The following is a 24,817-nucleotide window of genomic DNA, read 5'->3' as shown; positions in this document are numbered from 1 at the left end:
ATTGGACTGGCCCGAGGTGGTGACCGCCACCGTGGCAAGGATCAGTCGCGTTGGGCTCCGCGGGATGGTGGCTGGCCGGCCCGGCGGGAGGACCGCCGGGTGATGCGCCCGGGGCGCATGGCTGATGCTCCCGATCCCCACGACCTGGTCCACCTCCAGCGCGACCTCGCCGCCGCCCAGGCCCTCGCCGACTACACCCAGTTCAAGACCTCCGAGTACCGCGAGCGCTACCTCGAGCCCGACCAGGTCGCGGACGAGGAATAATCAAGACCTGTGGATCGGGCACGTCAGCGGTAGCGCGGGAGCCCGCCGAGGTCGGGAAGCTCATCTTCGAAGTCGCAGGCGGCAACGGCGTCGTAGCCGCGGTCCCAGGCGGCTGTGAGCAGGCGTGACACTGGAACGACGAGGGAGGAGCCACCGTCGTCGGCTTCGGCATCGAGAACAAGCCCCACCCGCCGCGCCCCAGCACCCGCACTCCCCCCCACCACCCTTTTTCATCCTGCCGGGGCAGGGACACGCAGAGGGGGGTTGTCGGACTTCCAGTCGCCACCAAACCCAAGCTGACCAGGACAAACGCGCACGGCAACGCGGCGGCGCGCGCAGCCTGTTTCGCCGACAGCCAGGGGCTGGAGCCACGAGAGCAGACACGACTGAGCGGCTCGCCTGGTCGCTCGACCGTTGGCGCGCTCCCGCCCCGCAAGGTGGAGGGGCCCTTCAAGGAGCGCGCCAAGGTAGACACCGACCGACCGAGCAAACCGGTCCGCCGGCCGTCCGGTGGCACGCACCAGGCCGGTGTCGCATCCCACGGGGACCGCACCGGCACGCCACGCCTCCAAGGTGCCCCAGCTGCGCAGGCCCTGAACGCGGATGACACACGCGATGGGCAGGCCGCCGAAGACCGGCACGTCCGGCCCCCGAAGACCGCCGCCAAGGCCCGGCCGAGCGTCCGAATCGCGCGGCGGATCGGCCGCGCCCTGGCTGCAATTGTTTCAGTCCCACCGCTACCGGCCCAGGCTCGGTCTGAGAAACCGCAGGCCGACGCCGTGAGACGGCGTCTCAAGGCCTGGCGGGACGGGCGCGCGCCGAAGGCGTCGGGACCGTTCGTGCCATAGTCGCCGGGGCCCGACAGCCTCCCATCCTCACGAGAACGGACCGACACCGTGTCAGCACTCCGCCACCCCCGCGCAGTCCGGCTGCGCAACCTCGCCGTGGGCACCGCGGCCGGCTCCCTGCTCCTGGTCGGACTCGCGGCGTCGCCTGCGTCTGCGGGCGCCTGGGGTTACGTCGCGTTCGCCAACGCGAACAGCGGCAAGTGCCTGGAGATCGGCGGCTGGGCGCAGAACAACGGCGCCACCGCCAACCAGTGGGACTGCCTGCACGGCAGCGCCGCCAGCAACGGCTGGTTCGACGAGAACCAGGTGTGGACGGTCAATGTCGTCAACGGCTACACCCAGATCCGGAACGTCAACAGCGGCAAGTGCCTCGAGGTCCAGGGCTGGGCGCAGAACAACGGCGCGACCGTCGACCAGTGGGACTGCCTGTACGACGGCAATGGAAACCCGGACAAGAACCAGGCCTGGTACATCGCCGGCAGCGGCCAGATCTGGAACGTCAACAGCGGCAAGTGCCTGGAGATCGGCGGCTGGGCGCAGAACAACGGCGCGCTCGCCGACCAGTGGGACTGCCTGAACGACGGCAACGGAAACCCGGACTCCAACCAGGTGTGGCAGCAGACGCACTACTGACGCGAACCGGGACACGGTCGAGCGACCTGCGAGTGCCCACGCACCCCGGGGATACCAACCCGCCCGTCCGTGAGCCCTGGCATCGCGCGCGCCGACCCGCTGGGTGTGCCACGTACGTATGCTGCACACCCAGCCGTCGGCGCGCCGGCCTGCGGCCACCGAGCACCGAGCACCGAGCACCGAGCACCGAGCAGACGGAACCATCATCGACGCCGGAGCCCTCCTCACCGGCACAGTCGAGACCGCCACCTGAGTGGCCGCGGCCTGTCAGGCGGCGCGCCAGTGGCAGGCCAACGCCGGACGCCGTACCAACGGCATGACCGCGCACATCAGCGCCGCCGGGCGTGGCGGCAGCTCCCGCACGGTGCAGGTCACGAGTCCGACTGGAACACCAGATGCTGACCGGCCGGCCCGCCAACCCCGGGCCCCTGGCCCAACACCCCGTCAACCCTGCCCAGATATCCCGCCCTGACGCCCGCCCAGCGGCCGCCTCGAAGGCACCCGCAGCCCCGGTGAGCCATTGCCCGCCTGGCGAGGCAGCCACAGCGCGCACACCTCGACACCGCAAGGCAACCCCGGCAGTCGGACCATGGTGCAGACCGTCAAGAGGCCGTCCCCCCGGCCGGCCCCGGCATATGCCCGGGCCCGCTCTGAGTACCCGCACTCATGCACAGTCCCCCGCCCCACGGGCACGCTGCACACACCGGGGCGCAGGACCCCGGCCCACACGGGCGTGAAGGACAGCAACAGGATGACAACCCACCGAGACCGGGTCTCCCTCACACTCCTGGCAGCCCTGTCCGCGTCCTGCACCGGAGTGTTCGTCAGCGAGTTGCACTACGGCCACGGCGCCCCCGCGATCGCCCTCATGGCCCTGACCGCTGTCATCGCCATCCTCGCCCTGGTCCCCGTCGCCCTGCACACCATCACCACCCTCGCCCTCAAAAAACCCCGCAGCGACTGGTACTGAAGGGGGCAACGCGCGACATGATGTGCGCGCTTCTTGCCTGCGGGTCCACGGACGTCGCCGAGTCGGGTGTTCGTGTCGGGCCAGGGGAGCCGCACGAGCAGGCTTGCCGATCCGGACGGTGCACCCGGGCCGGAAGCACGCCGAAGCGTTGTGGGACCATCCCCGTTGTGGATGACCGTGCGCATGACGTGGACTGGTCCGGCTTGTTCCACGCCCGGGGGTGCGCCAGCGATACCCCGAGGCATCTGACAGCTCTCCTCGGCGAGGATGCGCGGGCGTTCGTCGACGGGTACTCGCACCTGTGGTCGGTGACGCTTCGCCGCGAGGGCAAGGCCTGGCCCGTGACGGCGCCCACCGCGCGGCTTGTCGTCGAGCTCCTGGAGAATCCGCTGCTGGGGCCCGACGATCCCTCGCTGCGCGATGCCATGCTCGCCTATCTGTACGAGGTCGGCGTCGCCGCTGACCTCGGGGACCAGGCTGGGGAGATTCGTGCCCGGGTCCAGGACCGCGCGCCGGAGGTGCGTGGCTGGACTGCCGAGTACGTGTCCGCCGATGCGGATGGCAGGGCCCACATGTGGCAGGACGGCACCGGGCTGGGCGGGCTTGTCCTCGATCAGGCGGCGCTTGCCTGCTTCGACCTGGTTCCCGAACTCCTGCGGCGGACGCTGCCCTACCTCGTGTCGGAACGCGTCAGGCGCCGGACATGCGCCGCTGCGGCTGTCGGGTCACTGGCGCGGCATCCCGCGACCGCAGCGCAGCGTCCGGAGCTGCTGAGGCAATTGCTGACGATGACCCGATCCTGCGAGTCCCCGCACGATCTGGCGACGATCTTGATTGCCATCGGCCAGATCGGCGGGAACACGCGACCATGGCTCAGTGATCCGAATGCGGGCATTCGGGCCTGCGCGGCCCTGGCGCCCGACCTTGCCCACGACGACACCGCGAGCCAGGTGCTGAATGAACTGGCGCGGTCGCCGCAAGCGTTCAGCAAGTCCTTCGGCGACATGGCTCCGCCGCTCCAGCTCCAGTCCAAGACGTACCTGGAGCTGCTCAAAGGGCGGTGCGCGAGCTGATGCTCCCCGCCCACAACGAGACGGCCATCACGTCCTGCCGAACCCACCCGGACAGGTCGGGGTGCTGGCCCGGCGGACTCATCCCGACAGCTTTCCGGACCTCGAGCGCCTGAGCTGAAGTCCATCATCGCCAGTTGCCCCTAAGTGAAAGCCCTGAACGGGCACGTCCAAGCGTTCGGGGAAGCTCACCCAGCTCCAGGGCGACCAGCTCCGACAATGGATCAAGGCGGTCCGCGCCGAGAACCTGCCCAAGCCCCACGCCTTCGCCAACGGCCTCGAACGCGATCTCGCCTCCGACACCGCGGGCCTTGCACTGCCCTCGTGCTCAGGCATGGTCAAGGGCCACGTCAACCGGATCAAAATGATCAAACGCCAGATGTACGGCCGCGCCGGCGGCCTCGGCGTCTTGCGGAAGCGAGTCCTCCTGGCCTGACCGCGCCGCGTCACCGATGTCGAGCTCAGGAGTCTTGTGCAGGGTGCCGAGATGACGCGTGGAGCAGATCAGCAGGGACTCGGCCCACAGCGATGGCGATCGCTTCGGCGGCTGTGGTGACCTGGTGCAGGGCAGGACCGTTCCACCACTCTCTGATGATGTAATCGCCGGCACCCCGGGGTGAGTCGATCGAGACGAAGGACGGGGAGAAGGGGAAGTCGGGCGTGTTGGAGAAACTCAGTGCCCAGTGGCTGGTGAAGGGGTAGAGCCGGCGAAGCTGCCGTTCGGCGTGTGCGGCCTCGATGAGGTCCCAGTACTGCGGCCATTCAGCGTGATCGGCGTCCTTCAGCAGCCACTGCCACTCTGAGGCGATGACGTCAGCGGGGTTGTTGTCAGGGACCTCGAAACGTCCGGTCAGAAGGTCAAAGGTCGCGGCCTGCCCGATCTCCTCGAGGCTGGCCCCCTCCGCCCAGCCGCGGATCACTTGGGGGAGATCGCGTAGGTTCTTGGTTCCGCCGCAGATCATGAGCCTGTCGTTGGACGAGCCCCAGAAGGACCACTTTCGCTCGTGATGCCACGCAGCGATGTAGGCGGAGTGGCGATGCGGCACGACACTGGTGATCTTGGCATGGCGCAGAGGATCGGACGAGGTCACGGCGAGTGGCAGAGACATGTGTTGGGCCGCGGCTTCGGCTTGGAGGGCTGCGGCGAGGCTGCCGTGGGCGGCCACGTCCGGATAGAGAACGGCTGGGTCTGGTTCGCGACTCATGAAATTCCGATCCTCATGCAGGCACAGGCCTGGCCCTCGGCGCGCGACCGTTAGAAGGTTCCGAAGAACCGGTCCCACCACGTGGGCCGCTGCCCGTATAGGTGCGCTCGACTCGGCCCGTCGTAGTCGGACTCCACCAGTTCCTCCGGGACGACCGTGAAGCCGAGCTCGACCAGGGCCCGCTCGACGGAGGCGAGATCGGCGTCATCCAGCTCGCCTTCTTCCTGGGCGTCTTGCGTCCCGAGGTAGGCTCCCGGATTCTCAGCACAGACCAGGGCGAGGGACCCGAACTTGCTGACGCAGACCACGATCCGGGTGCCGCACACCGTGGCCTCGGCGGGCACAGTGGCCCGCCCGTACTCGCTGGAATCCTGCGTATCCTGCTCAGCCACGCACGGAACCCCGAAGTCACCTTCGAGGCGCGCGACCAGCTCGCCGAACCGCGCAGCAACTGCGCTCCGGTCGTACGATGTCGGCCACTCAAGCCACTGCGGGTCATCGAGCTCACGCAGCAACGCCAGCAGATCCGCCCCACTCTCCGTCACCTGCACATCATGTCGCAGCAACTGTTGCGTGATCTACACGAGGTGAGGCGAGCCCGCCTCCCGACAACACTCATTCAACTTCAGTAGCCGAAGCTGCCCGAGTCGTCGGACTCGCGCAGCTGTTGAACTTCCTCGCGCCAGGACTCGAAGGTCGGTGGCTGGTCGATGCCGAGGTCGGCGTTGAGTGGGGTCTTGATCCGTCCACTCAGCAGCTGGAGGAGGAAGTCGGTCATCCCGTGTGGATAGTCGTGCCAGCCGTTGGAACGAGTGCGGACGGCCACGGTCCACCGGTCAGGGTCGGCGTCCTCGCAGCGCCAGTAGAAGTCGTCGGCGCAGTCAGTCGCACCCCACAACAGCAGGCCGTCGGCTGGCGGGTAGGTGCGCTCGTAGAGCAGATGGTGGGCGTAGGGGTAGTCACTGGGTGGTGGGGTGACGATGCTCAGCGTCTCGTTGATCGTGCCCATCCCGAAGGCAGCAACGAAGTCCCGGTAGTCACTCGGGAGGCGCCAGCCGAACTGCGCATCCACACGATCCCAGTCCAGTGCGTCGCCGCCATTCGGTGTCGCGGGCATCAGCTGCAGCAGCTGTTCGACGGCGTGATGCACGACGACCTCCTGGGCGAACCCGCTACTACGGCACTGTCCGATGAGTGATCGGACAGGCTGATAAATGCCTCTGACCTGGGACGATAGGGCTTGTCGATGGTCCGTTCCAGCCCGGGGAAGGAACGCTCTGCGGTGGGGAAGCGTAGCGGCTCGTATCCGCGGGTGCAGGTGAAGGTGGCGGCCGTGGGGTGGTCTCGCAGGCCAGGGGTGCTGCTGACGGAGGCCGCCGCCGGGCCGGTCTGGATGTCGCGCTGACGCTGGCGCCCTGGCGCGGTGCACGACCCTGGCAAGGTCCTTCTGGATCTGGCACTGATGGTCGCGCTGGGCGGTAACTGCCTGCCTGATGTGGCGATGCTGGGCCCAGCCGGGTGTACTCGGGCCGGTCGCATTGGATCCGACAGTGTCCCGGCAAGTCGACCTCGAAGCCCATCTCGCCGACCTGCAGCGCAGTCCAGAGCGGCCGATGTCGGAGTTCGAGGCCGACGACGGGGCTCGGAGCGAGGCTACGCCCTCGCAGGAGGAGATCGGCCGGATCCCACGACTCATCAGCCGGGTCAAGGCGGACCTGGACGATCTGGCCTCCGAGGAGCAGGCGCAGCTCGTTCAGGCCGTCGCCGTCGTCCGGCGCAGCCGCACGGTGATGTCGGACATGCCGCGGGTCGGCCGGCCTGTTGGATGAGACGTTGGATGACGACGTGAGGGTGGGTGGCTGCGTAGGTGAGAAGCAAGAGTGGTTGTAGGTCCGTACCGAGAGCGGTTGGTCCGCTCATGGCTCTCGGATGTTGCTGAGAAGTGAGAGCTGTCGCGTCGGAATGAGGATGACGTTCAGCGCAAGGCACCGTAGTCCCCCGGCGAAAGGCGGTCGCATTGGAGATCACGGTGCAGTGGGTCAGGACGTCCTGGACGAAGCGTTCCAGAGGCGGTGAGGCTGCTGCACTGAGAAACGCGGCGCTGACGGGCTTTCCGGTGTCGTTGGTGCCGCCGTCCTTCGCGCAGGTCATCGAGATGTCCGAGTGCGATGGCTTCCACCCGCGCGTGAGCGAGCGAGATCTCCGCGAGGTCGGCCTCAGCCTGCGGGACGAAGGCGGCCGGCTTCGTGTGCTGGCGCGCGTGGAGCCGATGTTCGGTCTGCCGCCGCGCCCGCGTCGGCCACCGGCGGTGCGTCTTCGCCCAGGACAGTGGGTCCGGTGGCAGCTGAACTACCGGTTCAGCAGCGCCGCCGGGATGAAGGACTGGTCGTACTGGCTCGACACGTTCAATGTCGCCTATGGGCCCGTCGCTGCAAACGTGTTCGTGTCGGAGCCGACAGTTCTGGTTGACGAGTGCGGACCGGTCCGATAGTTGCGCAGCAGATAAGAGCTGGTCACGAGGCTTGCTCTTGTCGGACAGCACCCTCGGCTTCAAGGGACCGTCACGGTTGACCGGCTCATCCTCCTCATCACGCCGGCTCGGCCCCATGTTCGATCTCTGAGCAGGTCGACCTTGGCCGCCCGTCAAAGGCCCATCAGGACACGATCGAGTGCCGACCGGCCTACGGGCCCCCAGTTCGGCTTTCCGCCAGGCAGTCCGCGGTCCCCGTTCTGACCCATCAGCATCAAGAACAAGCTCTTCATGGCGGCAAGCCCACGCACCCGTCGGACCGCGGCCTCGTCCGCCCGGGCGTAGCTGTCAAAGAACCGCGAGGCCCCTCCCGCTGGGAGTACGCCGCGCAGCAGCCCGTCGAGGAGTACGGCAACAAGGTCGCCGCCTTCCCCGGCAGGTCAGCGTGTTCAGACGATCGTCCGCATGTCCGCTACCGCCGACGACATGAAACGCGGAACCGCCGTGAAGGCGATTCGGGACCGATGATCACATTCTGAGTCGTGTTCAGGAGAAGAAGCCGCGACCATACTCGTCGGGACCGACAGTGAACTCGGCAGGGCGGTTGCGGCGGAGCACCTTGTACCTCTCGTTGAAGGTGTCAAGAGCCTCCGGGATCGAGCAGCCGAGGGTCTCTCGGATCGTTGTGAGCGCCGGCAGGATCCGATGCCCCAGGATGTCCCTGTCCACGCTCTCGGGCAGCTCCACCATCGTTCCTCCTTGGTCGGCGCGGCTACTGATTGCCCCGAAGTTGCTGCGCGATCTGCGTGCACAGCGAGAAGTACACGCCACGGTCGCTCAACTCCAGGTTCTCCACCGCATCTGCACCACCGAGGAAGAGCGGCTGCTTGTACCCGATGGCCTGGTCGAACCGCAGGTCGCCAACGGTCGGGTTCGCGCCACGCTTCGGCTGGCCATGGGTTACGACGTACACATCACGCGGCGCGAGAACTGGTGGGATGAAGAGGGCCAGGACATCAGCGCCGCGGAGTGGGAAGCGGTGGTCGCCGCCGATCCCGGCCTCGTATCGGTTCCACTGTGGTGGAGCGCCCGGCGGATCGCCCGCCTCATGGGCGAGGGCGACGATCGCCTGGGCGCCAGTGGAGTGTTCGGGGGTGCCGGTGAGGATGTTCCATCGCTGCACGCAGTCGCTCGCGCTCGTCGGTGGCGGGCTCATCGGCTGCGCTCTTGGGTGGTGAGGCGCGTACGGTCGTGGGTGGTGGCGAGATCGCGGAGGCTGTCGGCCGTGGCCCGCAGCCGGTCATCGGGACGGGTCCGGGAGCGTGGGTGGCCTGCTGGACGAGGTGTTCGGCCCTACCCTTGCGTAATCAAGAGCGAGTACACGGAGCCCGCCTGAGGCGACGTTTGGATCTTCAGAGGCGCCAGACCATCTGTGGTCAGCGTGATCTTCTGGATGCTGCCTTCACACGGCTGCCTGTTGATCGCGTAGATCGGCTTGGCGCCCCCTTGGAAGATCTCCGCTGAGACGGCCAAGTCGCTTCCGCCGGCGCACGCGAGCTGAACCGTGATCGCACGGCTCGCCAAGGCCCGGGTGGTGAACGTGCGCTGCCCGCTTGCGTTTGCCTCCTCAAGAAGCCAGTTCTGCGGGGAAACCGTCGGAAACGAGGGGAGACCGGCGCCTGCAGTAGGCGACGATGAGCCCGACGCGCGTGGAGCCGTGGTTCCTTGCGAAATGCAGGCTGTGGTCGTGCCGAGTACGGCTCCGGCACTCGCCGCGGCGAGTGCCGCCAAGCGTATGGACTGGATCTTCATGGTTGGCCTCATTAGCTGATGACCCAGGTGTGGAAGCCGCTGCCCTCGTTGAACCAGGTGCCATCCAGGCCGATTTCGGTCTGGGCACACACGCTGTTGACGGTGTAGGACTCCTCCTGGCTGTACTTCAGGAACTCCGCGTACTCCGCGTACTCCGCGTGCAGCGCGGTGTGGGGCGAGACCGTGTAGGTGGCGCTGTGTGCTTGGCCGATGGACGCGGACAGAGACAAGGACAACCCGAAGTGGGCTTCGACGCCCTCGATGAGTAGGCTCCCGCTGATCTTTGCATCGCCCGACACGGTGGCGTTGATCATGTCGCTCCAGTTGTTCTGGGAGCTCGTCGTGGACGGACTGTTCGTGCCGTTGTCGTGGATCCACGGACCGGCCACCACGTGGTAGGCGGTGCCGCAGTCGGCGGTCACCTTGACGAACGGCCCAGGGTAGCCACTGCAGGCACCCTGCGGTGTCACGGTGGTGGGCTTGGCCTCGTGCGGAGCGGGGTGTGCGCGCTTGCCCGGGCCACCGTCGCCAGCATGGCCCCAGCGACCACGCTCGTGACGGTGACGGCCTTGAGGAGCCCCCTGTTTGCGGACGTGATCTGACGCATGTTTCCCCCATGTGAAAGTGACGGCATTGCTTGCCGTTGCGCCGAGACACTAGACGACTTGACGCGGACACTCCATTGGCTTGAGGGGCATTTGAGGATCTCGCTGAGTCGGTCCCCACATGGGCCCGCTCTTGCCAAAGTTGCATCTCGCACTATCTGCCTCGTACGGCATGGCCTGGGGAGAAAGCGGCGCATCAGGTGCGATTGCACTACTGAAATTGGCGCGACCCCCGAGCACAACCTCGTAGAGGGTTGCGCCCGAGCTCGGGTTGACCGGCCTCGGGAATCCAACCTGGCCCGCGCCGTCGACGTGGTGGTGCACACATCTGGGCCGGCGCTCAGCTCCGCAGCCCGACCGCCTCGACGTGTTGTAGGCCGCCGGCCACGACGGGGCGGAGGCCTTCACCGCGATCAGGGGTAGCCGTGCGCTTTCTACGCCACCCAGCAGTACAGGTTGTCGGCTCGCTCTCGGACGGCACGGGCCAGGTTGGCCAAGCCGCTCAGGATCCACACGGCGATCTCGGGGTCGAAGACCTCGTCGTCTGCCGCCCGCTCGGCCAGCCACAGCTGGCTGACCTCAGCGAGCCGGTCCTCGTCGCCAGCACTCAGGGCGGCTTGAAGGGTGCGGGAGACGGCAAGGACGAGCGGACCCTCGCCGTCGTGCGGGTCGGCAACAGTCTCAGGGACATCGTCGTCAAGGACTTCCTCGAAGCTCCGACCGGTGAAGATGCCCTCCCACTCGATCAGGGCCTCCTCGACATCGAAGTTGCCGAAGGTCAGGGACTCAAAGACCCCCTCAGGACCATCCTCCGCGACAGCAGCGGCGGCTTCGTGGTCCGATGCCACGAAGAACTTGATGACGATGCTCATCGGGGCATAGTGCCTGCTCCACCGGGCTCGGTCTACCTGGCAGCGCCAGGAAACCGACCTGCCGACTCCAGATGCGCTCCGCCCACAGGCCAAGATCAAGATCTAGAGCCGGAGTACTGACTGGAATCGGTCCAACTTCGCTCGCGCTCGGTCCAAGTTCACTGTCACAGGACAGCTGGTCGTCCCTACCCCCGCTCTCGGGCCCACGGTCAGACACTCCCACCACACCACCGAGAGGCTCCTCCAACGGGTAGCCGAACGCGACCTCATGGGCGGCGCCTGACAGGTCGCTTCAGACGGGCACGAAGCCCCCGGCCATCTGGGCCGGGGGCTTCTTCGTGTGTCCGGAGCCTGTCCGCCCGGACTGCGCTCGCCGCGTGCGAATTCGTCGAGCGTGCGGCACGTACCACTCGACCACCGTGGCAGATGGCTACCCGCTCCGCACTTCGACGGAGCGGGGCAGCGCGCGCCGGAGCAGCAGGCAACCGTCGAGGGGCCGGCCACGGAGACCGCGTAGCCGACGGGCGTCGGCCCAACCGCCGCCGCACTGTGGTGCCGGCCGGCCGGCGGAGGCCGAGGACGCGCACGGCCGCATGGCCGGCCTGACTGACGGTGTGCTCAGGGCGGCGCCCACGTGGTGCGGCGGCTCGGTCTGCCCGCCCGTGAGTATGCCGACGACGCCCGGCCCCGGCCCGGGGCCCGGCCCGGGGCCGGAGCTCACTTCGCCACGATGCGGCCGTCGCGGAGGTTCAGAACAACGTCGGCACGGTCTATCAGGTGCGGGTCGTGGGTGGCGACCACGACCGCCACGCCCTCGCTGCGGACCAGGGCGTGCAGCAGGTGCATCACGGCGTGGCCGGTCTCGGAGTCGAGTTGCCCCGTCGGTTCGTCCGCGATGATCAGGGCCGGACGGTTGGCCAGCGCGCGGGCGATCGCGACGCGCTGCTGCTGCCCGCCGGACAGCTCCCCCGGCCGCTGCTCGGCGTGGTCGGACAGGCCCACCAGGGCGAGCAGTTCGTGGACCCTGGCCTCCCGTTCGGCCGGTGGGGTGCGGCGCAGGCGCAACGGGACACCGACGTTCTCCGCCGCGGTGAGGACGGGGAGCAGCCCGAAGGACTGGAAGACGAAGCCGATCCGGTCCCGGCGCAGCCGCAGCCGGTCCGACTCACCGAGGGCGGCAAGGTCGTGGCCGTCGACCTGGATCCGTCCGCTGTCGGCGCGGTCCAGTCCGCCGACCAGGTTGAGCAGGGTGGTCTTGCCGGAGCCGGACCTGCCCCTGAGCGCAGTCAGTTCTCCCGCCCGGGCGGTGAAGGAGGCACCGCGCAGGGCGTGGACGGCGGTGGGTTCCGTGCCGAAGGACTTGTGGACGTCCTCCACCACGATCATCGCCGGCCCCGGAGGCGTGCCTTCCACGGTGGGCGGGATTGGGGTCTGGGTTCGGCTGGTCATGGCATGCCTCCTGTCGTTCCGTCACCGGCCGGGCCGGGCTGTGGGGTGTCGGGCCGAACGGTGATGTGGTCGTGCTCCAGCGCGAGCCGGACGCGTCTGCTGATGCCGAGGCGCTCGGTGAACTCACGCGGCAACTGGAGGCGTCCGTGGCGGTCCAGCACCGCGAACTCGGTCGAGTCGCCGGTGTCCGCGGCCCGCAGCACCTCGGTGGAGGTGCGTCCGTTGCGGATCCGAACCGTGCGCCCGACCTGCTCGGACACCAGCGGATCGTGGGTCACCACGACCACGGTCACACCCAGTTCGGCATTGGCCCGGCGCAGCGCGGCGAAGATCTCCTCGCTGGTGGTGGTGTCGAGTTCACCGGTGGGTTCGTCGGCCAGGAGCACCCGGGGCCGGTTGGCGACGCTCACCGCGATCGCCACGCGCTGCTGCTCGCCGCCGGACATCTCGCCCTGACGGCGGTGGCGGCAGTGTCCGACGCCGAGCAGGTCGAGCAGTTCCTCCGCGCGGGCGCGGCGCTCGCCGCGCGGCACCTTCAGGTAGGACATCGGCAGCATCACGTTCTCCGCCGCCGTCAGGTAGGGCAGCAGGTTGCGGGCGGTCTGCTGCCATACGAACCCGACCACCTGGCGGCGGTAGTCGCGGCGTTCGCGCCGGCGCATCGCGAGCAGGTCGTGGCCGGCCACTCGGGCTGCTCCGGCGGTGGGCGTGTCCTGGCCGGACAGGATGCCCAGCAGCGTCGACTTGCCGGAGCCGGACGCGCCCACCACCGCCACCAGCTCGCCGTCGGCGACGGTCAGGTCCAGACCCTGCAGGGCTTGGACCTCCACTCCCTCGGCCCGGTAGATCCGCACGAGGTTCTCGCAGACGATCAGGCCTTCCTCCCGCTGCGGACGGGCCGCCGCGACGGCCTTGTGTCGCAGCTCCTCCAGATCGAGCGTTTCGGTGCTCACAGGTACGCCCCTTTCATCCATGCCCGTCGGCTGCGTCGTCCCTCTGCCAGGCGTCGTCCTCATCGCTCGCCCAGGCGCAGGACGGCGTGCAGGCGTGTGCGCCGCAGGGCCAGCGTTTCGGCGGCCGCCGCGCCGAGCACCAGCAGCGCCGCGGCCAGTGCCAGGAGGGCCACCCGTGTGTGGTCGGTCGGCCCGGGCGCCGCCGCGCCGGCGAGCGCGCGCAGGTCCAGTGCGGGGCCCAGGGCATGCGGCTCGACGAGCCCCAGGACCGCTCCACCGGCCGCGGCGGCAAGCGCCAACGGCAGCGTCTGCAGCAGGTGCAGGGCCAGCACCCGCGGACCGCCCAGGCCCAGGGTGCGCAGGACCGCGACCGTGCGGGCACGCCCGCCCGCCGTCAGGACCAGTTCCAGCGTCAGCGCGAGCAGGCAGAACACCGCACCGACGCTGGTGCAGAGCGCGTAGCTGCCCGACACGACCCCGGCCAACGCGTCGGACCCCTCCCCCGTGCCTGCGACCTGCGCCGTGACCAGGTCCCCGAAGACCGCCGTTCCGAGCGTCAGGACGAGGACGTAGAGCGCCAGGCCCGTCGTCGGCGCTGCGTCGGCCGCGCTGCGCAGCGCCACGAAGGCGACCAGGCCGGGGCCACGCCGCGTGCCACGGGCCAGGCCCCGCAGGACCAGCGGGTACAGCCGCAGCAGCACGGCGACCACGGCCACCGACACCAGCACCGGTGTCGCCGTCAGCTGTGGGTCCGGCCCCTGCGCTCCGCCGGAGGCGCCGCGTGCCCGCAGAGCGACGACGGCGGCCACGGCCAGCAGCAGGACGGTGGCCTCAGCGACGACGCGCCGCCCGGCCGGTCTCGCCGCCCCGGTGGCGGTGTGCCGCGGTTCACGCACCGACAGCCAGGCCTGCACGGGCACCACGAGGGCCGCTGCAGCGGCGACGGACCACGCGAGCAGGGGCTCGGGTCGACCCGAGGTCCCTCCCGGCGCCATGGCCGAGCCCGCCCCCCAGCCGAGCCCTGCGGCGACGGCGACCACGACGGCCGCTGCCGTGCCGCGCAGCAGTACCAGTGTCGCGACGGCGGCTCCGCGTGCCTGTTGCAGCCGCATCTGGGGGTGGCGGCGGGCCAGCAGCAGGCGTCCGGTGACGACGACGGTGGCGAGTGCCAGGGCGGCGAGGGCGGCCTCGGCGTAGGAGCCCAGGGCGCGGGCGCGGCGGTCCTTCGCGGCGAAGTCGGCCAGCAGGGGGCTGAGGCGGTCGGTGCCCTGGTAGAGAGTCGTGGCGCGGTCGTCGGCCACGCAGACGGGGTTGCCGTTGGCGTCGGTGCCACTGCACTGCAACTGGTCGACCTGGCTCAGATAGCCGTGCAGGACCTGCGGGACCGTGTCCGCGGCGCGCACGGCCGCGGGCCCGAGGGTCACGTGCAGCTGCCAGCTCAGCGCCGGTTCCGGGACGCCGTCCGCCTCCAGCAACCCGGGGCCGTCCGCGCCGAGCAGCGCCTGCGCCGCGACCTGGCGCCCCGGCGCGCCCGTTTGCGCGTACTGCAGCGGGATGTCCAGGGTCCGCCGAGCGCTCCAGAAGTCCGCGCCGCCCGGGGCCGGGACGAAGATCCCGGAGACGGTGAACGTCACGTCCGTGGACTGCGTGGGCAGCGAGTAGCGCGCCGTCAGATGCTGTCCGACGTGCAGGCCGAGCAGCCGGGCCGTGGCCTGGGACACCGCGATCGGCACCAGCACCCCGGCCGGGCGCGCCGCGGGCCCGGCCGCCGGCGCGGGGGTGCCGGGCGCGGGGGCGCTGCCCTGGACCAGGCGCACGTGTGCGAGGCCGTCGCTGAGATACGACACGGCCAGCTGCGCGGAGTCGGCGCCCGCGGCGGTGGGCTTCAGGCCCGGCAGGCTTGCGGCGGTGTAGTCGGCGGCCGACCAGGTCACGCCCAGCATGCGGTCCAGCGGCAGGTCGGCGTCGCCGACCAGTGCGCGGCCGGCCACCGCGAGGACCTCGGGCAGCGCCGTGGCCTTCCCCGCGGGGGCGGCGAGCAGCTGGGCGCCGACGGTGATCAGCGGCGCTCTCCTCTGCGCGGCCTCCAGGCGCCCCGTCAGCGCGCGGTCCTCCTGGCGTGCCATCAGCAGCGGGCCCAGGGCGCACAACGCGGTCAGCGTGGCGACCACGACCGCCAGGGCGCACAGCAGTGGCAGGTCGCCGCGCAGTTCGCGGCGGATGACAGGCAGCAGCATCGTGTTCCTCACACGTCCTCCCCCGCGCGCAGGACGCGGACCAGATCGACCCGCGCGAGCAGGCGGGACAGCGCCGAGACCACCAGCAGGATGGCCGCGCAGACCACGACCGAGGTCACCGCGACCTGCCCCCACGGCACGTCCACGCGCAGCGGCGGGAACGGGGCCGTGCCCTGGTCGTCGACCGAGACCGACGGCAACACGCCCACGGCCAGCGCGGTACCCAGCAGCGCCCCGGGCACCAGCGCGAACAGGCACACCCCCACCTGCTCCAGCCACAACAGCGCGGACAGCTGGCCCGGCCGCAGCCCCATGGCCCGCAACAGGGCGAAGTCGCGGCGCCGTTCACGGACCCCCACCACGCAGTGGACCGTGAACCCGATCACGGCGAACCCGGGCGCCAGCAACCGGCACAGGTCCAGGACCGTCCGCATGCCCTGCTTGAACGGATCCGCCCGCAGACGCGCGGCCTGCTCGTCGCGGGTGACGGCCTCACCCAGCTGCGGCCGTGCGGCCACCGCCGCGGCGGTCGCGGCGGGACGGCTGCTGGCCAGCCACCAGGAGGTGGGCGGCAGTTGCGGTTCGCCCAGGCCCGCCAGCGTCGCCGCGAGCCGGCGCTGGTCCGTCAGGAAGGCGCCCAGTTCGTGGTCCTGGCCCGGGACGGCGGCGATCTCCCCGATGATCCGCACCGTCAGTTGCCGGCCGTCGACCAGCCCCAGGGCGACCTGGTCCCCGACGCGGTGGTGTCCGTCCGCGAGCGCGGCGCTGTCGGCGAGGACCGGCAGGGCGTCCTGCGCCGAAGGGGCGAGGTCGGCCTCCAGCTCGGTGCCCGCCTGGGTCGTGCCCCCCGGCGCACCGGTGCGCAGGCCTGCGTCGAGGAGGTCCGCGCCACCGGCGCAGGCCCCGGCCTGCGGCCCGCCGGCGCCCTGGCACAGGGTGCTCCGGGCGCCGGAGACGCTCGGCGAATGGTCCGACCACGCCAGGGCGCCGGGCAGGGCCGACAGCCAGGCGCCGCCGGCGCCCACTCGGTGCAGGGCGAAGTCGAGGTCGGCGGCGGGGCGGCCGGGTGTCGGAACCAGGGTGAGCCCGGTGATGGTGAGCGGAGAGGCGCGCCGCTCAGCGCCGGGCAGGCCGAGCGGAACACCGACCTGGTGGCGGGCGCCGTCCGCCGCCGGGAGCGTCACGGTGACGGTGTCGCTGACGCCGGTGGCGTCCTGGACCGTCAGCTGGAGCTGGGGCGCGGACCGGTCGCCGTCGCTGCCCAGGGTCTCGTCCAGGACGAGCGTGGCCGGGGCGCCCGGCAGGGTCAGGCCCTGCGGCGCAACGTCCCGTCCCAGGGCGGCGAGAGCGGAGGCGTAGCCGGGACCGGCGAGGTCGGCCCGCAGGCGCGGCACCGGCGGAGGGGCACCCCCCGCGGCCGTCACGCCGGTGTCGACGGCGACGATCTCGTCGAGGCCGCCGGAGGCGGTGGTGGCGGGGGTGCGGGTCACGGGGGTGGCGCCGGTGACGCCCGGAAGGGCGAGCAGCGCCTGCTGGGCGGCTGCGGCCGGCAGGCCCGCGGCCGCCGGCAGCGTCACCCTCACGTCCGCACCGACCTGGAAATCGGCCTGGTCCCCCGCCAGGCCGTTCACGCACGCCAGCACCGTCGTCGCCAACGTCCCGACCGCCACGGCGACGCTCATCAGCAGCACCGGCCCGGCCACCTTCGCCGAGCGCCGGCCCACCTGCCAACCCGCCAGCGGAACGACCAGCCCACCGAGCGCCCGGCCGAGCCGGTCGAGCGCACGGGCGGCGGGCGGCAACAGGCGCAGCAGCAGCAGCGCCGCCGCGACCGTGGCCACGGTCGGGACCAGTACGAGAACCGGGTCGACTCCCAGCGCACCGCCGGAACCGGTCACGGCCGCGTGGTAGTGCGCCAATTGCAGATATCCGAGCACCGCGACCAGCAGCAGGGCCAGGTCCGCCCCGTGACGTCCCACCGCGGCCGCGCGCGGCCCACGCAGCCGCAGCCGCGCCCCCAGACCGTGCCCGGTGACCGCGGACAGCACCGGCGCGAGGGTGGCGGCGCCGTGGACGAGCAGGGTGGCGCCGACCGCGAGCCACGCGGACGCGCCAACCGCGTCCCCCGGCACGGGAACCGCGAGCCATCCGAGGGCGTGCAGGACCCGCAGCAACGGCCCGGCCAGCAGCAACGCCACCCCCGCCGCCGGCAGCGCGGTACAGCTCCACTCGGCGGCGGCGTCGCGCAGCAGCCTCCCGGTGCCTGCTCCCCTGGTCTGCTGCAACACCAGCTCGCCCTGCCGGTGGACGGCGAGCTGGCGCCCCGTCAACCCGACGGTGACCAGTGCCAGCGCGGCCAGCAGCGCTGTCGGCAGGTAGAGCACGGAGCGGGCGACGACGCTCGGGCCGACCAGCCCCCGCAGCGAACCCACCAGACCCGTCTGCACGGCGGCGTCGACCGGCACGGCGCGGCCGGGCTGCCGGACGCCGTCGCCGAGCGCGGAGATCCGATCCGCCAGCGGGGCGAGGTCTGCGGCCACCACGTGCGCGGTGTCGGGCAGGGCGGTCCACTCCGCCAGCACGTGGCCACCGAACGCGGCGGTCGCGGTGAGCGCCCCCGGCGAGAGGACCAGCACTCGGTCGGCGGTCCCGGCCGTCCCGGCCGGATCGCCCGCCATCGCCGGCCAGAACGCCGCCGCACCATCGGGCCGGAAGACGCCACTGACGCGGATCCGGACGCTGTGCCCGAGCGCGTCGGCGACCTGGAGCAGGGAGCCGGGGCGCAGGCGCAACCGCTGCGCCAAGGCCAGGGGGACCGCCGCCGGTACCGCCCCGCCCGCGGACGGGGCGCCCGCGGTCGGCCAGGTACCTGCGACGAGGCGCGCGTGAGCCTGCGCGGTCGTCACCGGCAGGGCGAGCGGGAAGAGGCTGAGGCCGTCGGCGCCGGGCTGCGGCGAGGTGACGGCCAGCGGCAGCAGCCCGAGCAGGCCCGTACCGAGGTCGTGCGGCACCGGCGCGAACGCACGGTCGAGGGCGGCGCGGATCCGGGCGTCCGCGGCGGCCGAGGTGTCCGCGCGGTAGGGCATGGTGACCCGCACCTGCGCGCTGGGATCAGCGGTCAGGGCGGCGGCGACACCGGAGTCGACCGAACCCTCGGTCAGCGCCGCGAGCACGGCCAGCACCAGGCCCGCCAGGAGCACGGTCGCCGCAGCAGCGGCCAGGACCAGGCCGTGGCGCCCGGAACGCCGCAACGCGGGCGGCAGTCTCCGGGCGGGCGGTGCCTGGCTTGCTCGGACGGCCGTGGCGGCCACGTGTCCCCCTGGTGGTCGGGAATCGGTCGAATCAGGGCGCGCCGTCCCACCCGGGGCGGGCGCGGTCGTGTGCCGGTGTCCCGGCGCTGCGGGTCAGCGGCCGGGTGGCGCGGCGGCGCCGTGGGCGGTGAGCGGGCCGTGGCGCTCCAACCCGTCCGCGACCGCGCGGACGACCGGAGCCAGTGCGGCTAGCGCGGGCACGCGCAGGAGCAGGTCGAGGCTCTCCGGGTGACGCCACAGCAGTTCCTCGATCAGCTGGCGGGTGTAGCCGGCCCGCAGGTCCGGCACGTTGCGCAGCACCGCCTTGAGGTTCCAGGTGTGGTGGAACAGCTCGACCGGGGCGGGCCCGTCCCAGCGTTCCTCCTCGACCAGCCAGAAGCCGTCACCGGCGGGGCGCAGCGGCGTGCCGAGCCTGCGGGCGACGGCCGGTGCCAGGCGCTGCTCGGCGAACGCGGCCCGCGCGACGGGGTGCAGCGGCGCCGGACCGCCGTTGGCGAGGGCGTAGCCGAGGGCGGCCTCGGCGAACGCCGCCCGGTGCTCCTCGTCCAGGAACGCCGCGACGGCCATGTTCGTGGCCGGCGTGTCGAAACGCATACCGCCGAGGTCCGCGCCGGAGCGGCCCAGCAGCTCCGCGGGCTCCGGATAGACGGCGTTGCCGACGGACTCCCAGTGCGCGAAGACGAACCCTTTGCCGTCCAGGCCCGGCAGTGGACGGCGCAGATAGAGGTCGAGGTCCAGGAGCGCGAAGGGGGCCGTGCGCCGGCGCACCGCCAGGTACTTGCCGCCGGTGAAGTAGACGACGGGGTCCAGGGCCAGGTCGTCGAGTTCGTCGAGGTCGGTGTCGATGCGGTCGTAGAGCACGTCCAGCCCCTGCTCGCGGAACCAGGCGGCGCCGAGCGAGTCGGTGGCCAACTCCACCGGGCCGTGGAGGCGCCGCCAGGCCAGCGCCCCGTGCACGCAGGTGAGGATCTCAGGCTCCGCGAGAGCGTAGGGACCACGCCGGGAGCCGGACCGGGTCCGCCGGAGCCCTGCCCGGTGCGGCCCCGTCCAGTTCACGTGCACGGCGGGAACCCGCGCGGCCGAGCTCTCGGGTGCGTCAGGTGTCGCGCGGGTCATCGGGTCCCTCCCTCGATCCGGGCGACGGCCAGGGCCATGCCGCGCACCGTCGCCTCGTCGTAGAGCTGATGCAGCGGCAGATCCACGCCCAGGCGGTCGCTGATCCTGGCCGCGATCCGCGCCACCGTCAGCGAGTGACCACCGAGCTCGAACAGGTCCTCGTCCAGCTCCAGGTCCACCGCGGGCACACCGAGGACCTCGGCCCAGATCTCGCGGACCACCACGGCATGGGCCGGCACGGACGCTCCCGGCGCCGGACCGTCCCGGTCCGGCGTGTCGGCCTCGGCACCGGGCGTGGCACCGGTCTCGACGCCGGTGTGCGGCTGTGCGTCCGCGAGCAGCCCCAGCGCGACGCGGTCGACCTTCCCGGCAGCCGTCAACGGGAGCCGGTCCAGGAAACGCCAGCGCTCGGGCAGCATCACCGCGGGCAGGACGCGGGACAGGGCCGCACGCAGCCCCGCGGACGACGGCTCGGCCGGGACGGCCACCACGAAGGCGGTCAGGACCGCTCCCGCCGGTCCGTCGTGCGCGACGACCGCCGCGCGCACCACCTCGGGCAGGGCGAGCAGCGCCGACTCGATCTCGCCGGTCTCGACCCGGTGACCGCGGATCTTCACCTGCCCGTCCAGCCGCCCCGAGAACACCAGACGCCCGTCCAGCCCCCGGCACACCAGGTCGCCCGTGCGATACCGTCGCGCCCCCGGGGCGCCGTCCGGGTCGGGACGGAACCGGTCCGCGGTCGCGCCGGGCCGACCGAGATAGCCGCGCGCCAACCCCGCGCCCCCGATCCACAGCTCGCCCGGCACACCGGCCGGAACCGGACGCCCCCACCGGTCCAGGACCTGCACGGTGGTGTTCGCGATCGGACGACCGAGCACCGGAGCGCCGCTCGTCGGCAGCGCCTGGTCGACGGTCGACCAGACGGTCGTCTCCGTCGGCCCGTAGGCATGCAGCACCCGGCCACAGCGGCGCGTCAACTCCGCTGCCAGCACCGGCGCGAGCGCCTCCCCGCCCACCACCGCGGTCAGCCCCGGCCCGCCGACCCCCGCCTCGAGCAGCAACTGCCAACCGGACGGTGTCGCCTGCACGTGCGTGATGCCCCGCTCTCGCACGAGCGCCTCGGTCGCCCGGCCGTCCAGGGCGGCGCCGGGCGGCGCGAACACGACACGTCCGCCGTCGATCAGCGGCAGGTAGCACTCGAGGGCGGAGATGTCGAAGGTCGGCGAGGTCAGGGCCAGCCAGCGCGGAGCCTGCTCGCGGCCGGGTTCGCCGCCGCCGCCGACCGGACCGCCACCGGCTGTGTCGCGATCACCGCCGCCGTCGCCGTCGCCGAGCAGGGACCGGAAGGACAGCAGCAGATTGACCAGGGCCCGGTGCTCGATCTCGACGCCCTTGGGCCGGCCCGTCGACCCCGAGGTGTGGAGCACGTATGCGCGGTCCCGCCCGACCGGCACACCGCCCGGCACACCGCCCGGCGCACCGTCACCCGTGCCGGCGGCGGTGGCGGCGGCGAGGTCCGCTGTCGGATCGAGGACCAGCAGCGGGGTGTGCGCGGACGCCGGGAGGGCGTCGGCGCCGCCGGGCAGGGCCAGCAGCAGATCCGGGCGGCAGTCCTCGAGCTGCAGGGCCAGCCGCGCGGAGGGGTGCTGCGGATCGAGCGGCACGTAGGCGGCGCCGCAGCGCAGGACCGCGAGTTGCGCGACCAGGCAGGCGGCGGAACGTGGAAGCGCAAGGGCAACGAGACCTCCCGGACGGGCGCCCGCGGCACTCAGCCGGCCCGCCGTCGCCGCGACGGCCTGCTGAAGCTGGCGGTACGTCAGCCGCAGGCTCCCGTCTTCCACCGCGACCCGGTCCGGCGTCCGCGACGCCTGGTCGGCCACGAGCTCTCCCACGGTCTTGGGGGGCATCGGCACCTCGGTGGCGTTCGCCTGCGCGCGCAGCACGGTCTCCTCGGGTGCGAGGTCGTGGCTGTCGAGGAGGGCGTCCGGCCGCGCGGCGACCGCGGCCGCGAGGGCGCACCAGTGGTCGGCGATCCGCTCGGCGAAGGCCGGAGCCAGGGCCTGCGGGTCGTGGTTCAGGGCGAACCGCCAGGCGTCGGGGCCGTCGACCATGTGGATCCGCAGCGCACCGCGCGAGGTGCCGTTGGGCAGCGCCCAGTCGACCATGGCCTCCGCCCCGGGGAAGCCGGGTGGTGCCTCTCGCCGACGGTAACCGAGGGTGACCGGCACCAGCGCGGCGCCCGGCCGCACGCCGGGCAGGGCGCGGGCCAACGGCACCTCCCGGTACCGGTACAGGCCTCGCAGGTCGGAACGCAGTCCCTGTTCGAAGACGAGGGACTGGGCGAAGTCACGGAAACTCTCACCGCGGTGCGGTGCGCGGGTGAGCGGCAGTTCGTTGACGTGGGCGCCGATCCGCTCGAGGTCCGCGGGTCGGCGGGTGCCGAGGTCGACGCCGAGGACGGGGGTGGGGTTGCCGTAGCGGTGCAGCAACGCCAGCCAGGTGGCAGCAGTGAACTGGAAGACGGTCAGTCCCAGCTCCGCACACGCCTCGGCGACGGCGCGGCGCAGCGCGTCGTCCAGGTCCCGAATCACGACGGCGCCCGCCGAAGCCCCGTCGCCGGCTCGGCGGGGCGCCGGCTCGGGCAGCGATCGCAGGCCGGGCAGTTGCACGCTGTGCTCGACGGCAGGCTGGGTGCGCCAGAAGTCGCGGGCGCCCGAGAGCAGTTCGGCGATGCGGTCTTCCGCGTCGTCAGGGTGTCCGTCCGGTGGGAGGTCGGGCAGTTCCTTGCCCGCGTACAGCAGCGCGAGGTCGTCGAGAAGGATCGAGGTCGACCGGCCGTCGAAGACCAGGTGGTGGGCCACGACCAGCAGCCGGACGGTGTCGTCGGCGGTGCGGAGCAACGTGAACCGGACCAGGGGCCCGTGCTCCAGGTCGAAGGGCCGCCGGATCTCCCCCTCCTCCACGGCGGCCGCGAGCTGCGGGTCCTCGCGCAGGTCCACGGTGACCGGGACCGGGGGGACGGCAGCGGGAACCAGGCCCGGCACGCCGGCCCGTTCCCGGACGGCGCAGCCGAGCACGGGGTGGCGGCGCACCAGGGTGCGGCAGGCCGCGCGCAGCGCCTCCTGGTCGACGTCGCCGGTGAGGGTGACGGCGAACGGCATGGAGAAGACGGTGCCGAGGCCCCCGGCGCGTTCGGTGACCCAGATGCCGTGCTGCGTCGCGGACAGGGGGTGGGGCTGGCGGTCACTGAGCGGCATCGGGGCTCGCTTCCGTGCGGTGGTCGGGATCGGTGGCCGTCGCAGGCAGGGCGGTCATGAAGGACCGGCCGAAGGGGTCGATGAGGGAGGCGGCGGGCTCGGGCGCAGGTGCGGGCCGCGGCTCGGGCGCAGGTGCGGGCCGCGGCTCCGGCGCGGCTGCCGGGGGCGGCGCGGGCGCGGCCATGGCCGCCTGCACCAGCGCGCGCACCTGCGGCTTGACCGGCTTGCCGGTGGCGGTGCGCGGGATGGCCAGGACCGGCACGATCCACACCGGCCGCTCGGCGCGGCTCAGGCGCCGGGCGAGATGGTCGCGCAGCTCGTCGAGGTCGAGACCGGGTTCGGCGCGCACCACCACCGCGGGTACGGCGCCCATGACGGGGCTGGGGACACCGACGGCCACGGCCTCGACGATCAGGGGATGTTCCAGCAGCGCCGCCTCGATGCGCAGCGTGGACACCTTCAGGGCACCCGACTTGATGACGTCGCTGTCGCGGTCGACGAGGCACAGGTAGCCCGCCTCGTCGATGCGGCCGAGGTCGCCCATGCGCACCCACCCGTCGCGGAAGACGGCGGCGGTGGTGGCGGGGTCGTTCTCGTAGCGGCGCGGGGGCGCGTCCGAGCGCAGCCACACCTCGCCGACGGTGCCGGGCGGGAGGGGTTCGCCCTGCTCGTCCGCGATCCTCAGGTCACGCGGGTCGGCCGGGCGGCCGAGGGCGTCCGGGCGGTTCGGGTCGACCAGCATGCTGACCTGGGCGGGCACCGCCTCGGTGCTGGTGTAGTAGTTGACCAGGAACGCGCCGGGGAAGAGCGAGGTCAGACCGCGGGCGAGGGCCGGCGGCAGCGCCGCCGCCGAGGAGCTGACCAGCTGGACCGTGCTCAGGTCGTGGCGCGCGGGTGCGTCGGAGCGCAGCAGTTCGGCGGCCATCGCGGGCACGAGGAAGACGGTGCCGGCCCGGTGTCGTTCGATCAGCGCGCAGAAGTCGTCCGCGTCGAAGCGTCCGGCGCACACCAGGGTGGGATGCGCGGTGAGGGCTTCGATGAGCATCATCTGCGCGGCGTTGGTGCCGATCGGGAACGCGTGCAGCATGGCCCGCGAGTGGGCGTAGCGGCGTGGGCCGCGCCCGCGGGCGGTCGAGCCGTGGCAGAGGTTGGCGTGGGTCGCGCCCACGTCCTTCGGGGTGCCCGTGCTGCCGGAGGTGCACACGATCTGGGCGAGGTCCCCGGGTCGGCAGGCTGGCGCGGGCACGAGCGGTTCCGTGCCCGCGGCCGGGCCATGGGCGCGGGCAAGCAGGGTCTCGGCGGTGTCGGTTCGCCAGGGTCCCGGCGGGGGCTGTTCGTCGGGGGCGTGCAGGACGACGCGGACGCCCGTGCGGCCCAGGGTCTCCTCGGCCTGACGGGGCGGCAGGCCGGAGGTGAGCGGGACGGCGACGCCGCCCGCCGCCAGCACCGCGCAGAACGCGACGGCGTAGCCGGTCCAGTCGGTGCCGTGGAGCAGGGCCACCCGGTCGCCGTGCCGCAGGCCCGTGGCGGCCAGGGCCCGTGCCAGCGTGGTGGCGTCGCGGTGCCAGGCGGCGAAGCTGAGCCGGCTACGGGCGTCGACGATCGCTTCGGCTTCGGGATCTCGGGCGGCGCGGTCGGCCAGCAGGCCCGGCACCGTGAGCGGTCGGGAGGGGGCGTCGGGTGGCCGCTGTGACTGCTCGACTCGCGGCATGGCGCGCCCCCTTCGGCTGTTCGACTGCGGACAG

21 protein-coding genes and 2 pseudogenes are annotated in these 24,817 nt (G+C 72.0%); 7 read left to right on the top strand and 16 right to left on the bottom strand.

Annotated elements, in window-relative coordinates; all coding sequences use genetic code 11:
• The first annotated feature begins 117 nt into the window (after nt 1-117).
• From BMY61_RS46240 to BMY61_RS16385, 4 genes are all read left to right on the top strand, one after another.
• Nucleotides 118-264, top strand: coding sequence for a hypothetical protein (locus BMY61_RS46240; protein WP_161791204.1), 147 nt, complete (start codon nt 118-120; stop codon nt 262-264).
• An 896-nt stretch (nt 265-1,160) separates the two neighbouring features.
• Nucleotides 1,161-1,745 carry an RICIN domain-containing protein gene (locus BMY61_RS16395; protein WP_052438344.1) on the top strand — a complete coding sequence of 195 codons (585 nt, stop codon included), beginning with the start codon at nt 1,161-1,163 and terminating at the stop codon, nt 1,743-1,745.
• Between the two features lie 751 nt (nt 1,746-2,496).
• Nucleotides 2,497-2,715 carry a hypothetical protein gene (locus tag BMY61_RS16390; RefSeq protein ID WP_042442895.1) on the top strand — a complete coding sequence of 73 codons (219 nt, stop codon included), beginning with the start codon at nt 2,497-2,499 and terminating at the stop codon, nt 2,713-2,715.
• A gap of 167 nt (nt 2,716-2,882) precedes the next feature.
• Nucleotides 2,883-3,788: a hypothetical protein gene (locus tag BMY61_RS16385; RefSeq protein WP_042442893.1), complete on the top strand. Its 906-nt coding sequence runs from the start codon at nt 2,883-2,885 to the stop codon at nt 3,786-3,788.
• 458 nt (nt 3,789-4,246) lie between these two features.
• Here the strand turns inward: BMY61_RS16385 and BMY61_RS16375 are convergent, their stop codons facing one another.
• From BMY61_RS16375 to BMY61_RS16365, 3 genes are all read right to left on the bottom strand, one after another.
• On the bottom strand, nt 4,247-4,990 hold the full coding sequence (locus tag BMY61_RS16375; RefSeq protein WP_042442891.1) for a DUF6193 family natural product biosynthesis protein: 744 nt from the start codon (nt 4,988-4,990) through the stop codon (nt 4,247-4,249).
• Between the two features lie 50 nt (nt 4,991-5,040).
• Nucleotides 5,041-5,535, bottom strand: a complete 495-nt coding sequence (locus BMY61_RS16370; RefSeq protein ID WP_042442890.1) for a hypothetical protein — start codon at nt 5,533-5,535, stop codon at nt 5,041-5,043.
• Between the two features lie 80 nt (nt 5,536-5,615).
• Nucleotides 5,616-6,140 carry a hypothetical protein gene (locus BMY61_RS16365; RefSeq protein WP_042442888.1) on the bottom strand — a complete coding sequence of 175 codons (525 nt, stop codon included), beginning with the start codon at nt 6,138-6,140 and terminating at the stop codon, nt 5,616-5,618.
• A 132-nt stretch (nt 6,141-6,272) separates the two neighbouring features.
• Between BMY61_RS16365 and BMY61_RS48805 the strand changes: the two are divergent.
• The 3 genes and pseudogenes from BMY61_RS48805 to BMY61_RS16355 all read left to right on the top strand — a co-directional run.
• A pseudogene (locus BMY61_RS48805) lies at nt 6,273-6,558 on the top strand (IS1380 family transposase); the annotation flags it as partial.
• A complete protein-coding gene (locus BMY61_RS46235; RefSeq protein WP_082014748.1) occupies nt 6,541-6,819 on the top strand; it encodes a hypothetical protein in 279 nt (92 codons plus the stop codon). The pseudogene BMY61_RS48805 and the gene BMY61_RS46235, both read left to right, overlap by 18 nt.
• A gap of 188 nt (nt 6,820-7,007) precedes the next feature.
• Nucleotides 7,008-7,481 carry a hypothetical protein gene (locus BMY61_RS16355; protein WP_042442886.1) on the top strand — a complete coding sequence of 158 codons (474 nt, stop codon included), beginning with the start codon at nt 7,008-7,010 and terminating at the stop codon, nt 7,479-7,481.
• Nucleotides 7,482-7,633: 152 nt separating this feature from the next.
• On the opposite strand, the pseudogene BMY61_RS47685 reads toward BMY61_RS16355, so the two are convergent.
• The 13 genes and pseudogenes from BMY61_RS47685 to BMY61_RS16290 all read right to left on the bottom strand — a co-directional run.
• A pseudogene (locus tag BMY61_RS47685) lies at nt 7,634-7,843 on the bottom strand (aminoglycoside phosphotransferase); the annotation flags it as partial.
• 163 nt (nt 7,844-8,006) lie between these two features.
• Entirely contained in the window at nt 8,007-8,210 is a 204-nt protein-coding gene (locus BMY61_RS16345) for a hypothetical protein (protein WP_042442884.1), read from the bottom strand.
• A 22-nt stretch (nt 8,211-8,232) separates the two neighbouring features.
• The gene (locus BMY61_RS16340; protein ID WP_143094377.1) at nt 8,233-8,676 is read right to left on the bottom strand and encodes a T6SS immunity protein Tdi1 domain-containing protein; all 444 of its coding nucleotides are present in this window, start codon (nt 8,674-8,676) and stop codon (nt 8,233-8,235) included.
• 137 nt (nt 8,677-8,813) lie between these two features.
• Nucleotides 8,814-9,272, bottom strand: coding sequence for a hypothetical protein (locus tag BMY61_RS44990; RefSeq protein ID WP_143094376.1), 459 nt, complete (start codon nt 9,270-9,272; stop codon nt 8,814-8,816).
• An 11-nt stretch (nt 9,273-9,283) separates the two neighbouring features.
• The gene (locus BMY61_RS16330) at nt 9,284-9,742 is read right to left on the bottom strand and encodes a hypothetical protein (protein ID WP_042442880.1); all 459 of its coding nucleotides are present in this window, start codon (nt 9,740-9,742) and stop codon (nt 9,284-9,286) included.
• Nucleotides 9,743-10,311: 569 nt separating this feature from the next.
• Nucleotides 10,312-10,749, bottom strand: coding sequence for a hypothetical protein (locus BMY61_RS16325; RefSeq protein ID WP_042442878.1), 438 nt, complete (start codon nt 10,747-10,749; stop codon nt 10,312-10,314).
• A gap of 717 nt (nt 10,750-11,466) precedes the next feature.
• Nucleotides 11,467-12,135 (bottom strand): ABC transporter ATP-binding protein, encoded by a 669-nt coding sequence (locus tag BMY61_RS16320; RefSeq protein WP_236655871.1) that lies wholly within the window; start codon nt 12,133-12,135, stop codon nt 11,467-11,469.
• Nucleotides 12,136-12,194: 59 nt separating this feature from the next.
• Nucleotides 12,195-13,172: an ABC transporter ATP-binding protein gene (locus tag BMY61_RS16315; protein ID WP_042442874.1), complete on the bottom strand. Its 978-nt coding sequence runs from the start codon at nt 13,170-13,172 to the stop codon at nt 12,195-12,197.
• A gap of 38 nt (nt 13,173-13,210) precedes the next feature.
• On the bottom strand, nt 13,211-15,388 hold the full coding sequence (locus BMY61_RS16310) for a hypothetical protein (RefSeq protein ID WP_042442873.1): 2,178 nt from the start codon (nt 15,386-15,388) through the stop codon (nt 13,211-13,213).
• A gap of 8 nt (nt 15,389-15,396) precedes the next feature.
• Nucleotides 15,397-18,699, bottom strand: coding sequence for an ABC transporter permease (locus BMY61_RS16305; protein WP_244904213.1), 3,303 nt, complete (start codon nt 18,697-18,699; stop codon nt 15,397-15,399).
• Between the two features lie 93 nt (nt 18,700-18,792).
• On the bottom strand, nt 18,793-19,656 hold the full coding sequence (locus BMY61_RS16300; RefSeq protein ID WP_174514468.1) for a hypothetical protein: 864 nt from the start codon (nt 19,654-19,656) through the stop codon (nt 18,793-18,795).
• A gap of 155 nt (nt 19,657-19,811) precedes the next feature.
• On the bottom strand, nt 19,812-23,072 hold the full coding sequence (locus BMY61_RS16295; RefSeq protein ID WP_042442867.1) for a non-ribosomal peptide synthetase: 3,261 nt from the start codon (nt 23,070-23,072) through the stop codon (nt 19,812-19,814).
• A complete protein-coding gene (locus BMY61_RS16290; protein ID WP_083555172.1) occupies nt 23,059-24,783 on the bottom strand; it encodes a class I adenylate-forming enzyme family protein in 1,725 nt (574 codons plus the stop codon). The genes BMY61_RS16295 and BMY61_RS16290 overlap by 14 nt, the downstream gene beginning before the upstream one ends.
• Nucleotides 24,784-24,817: the final 34 nt, after the last annotated feature.

Source organism: Streptacidiphilus jiangxiensis (assembly GCF_900109465.1).
GTDB lineage: Bacteria > Actinomycetota > Actinomycetes > Streptomycetales > Streptomycetaceae > Streptacidiphilus > Streptacidiphilus jiangxiensis.
The sequence above is the reverse complement of the archived record's forward strand: the minus strand, read 5'-3'. Positions and strand labels throughout refer to the sequence as shown.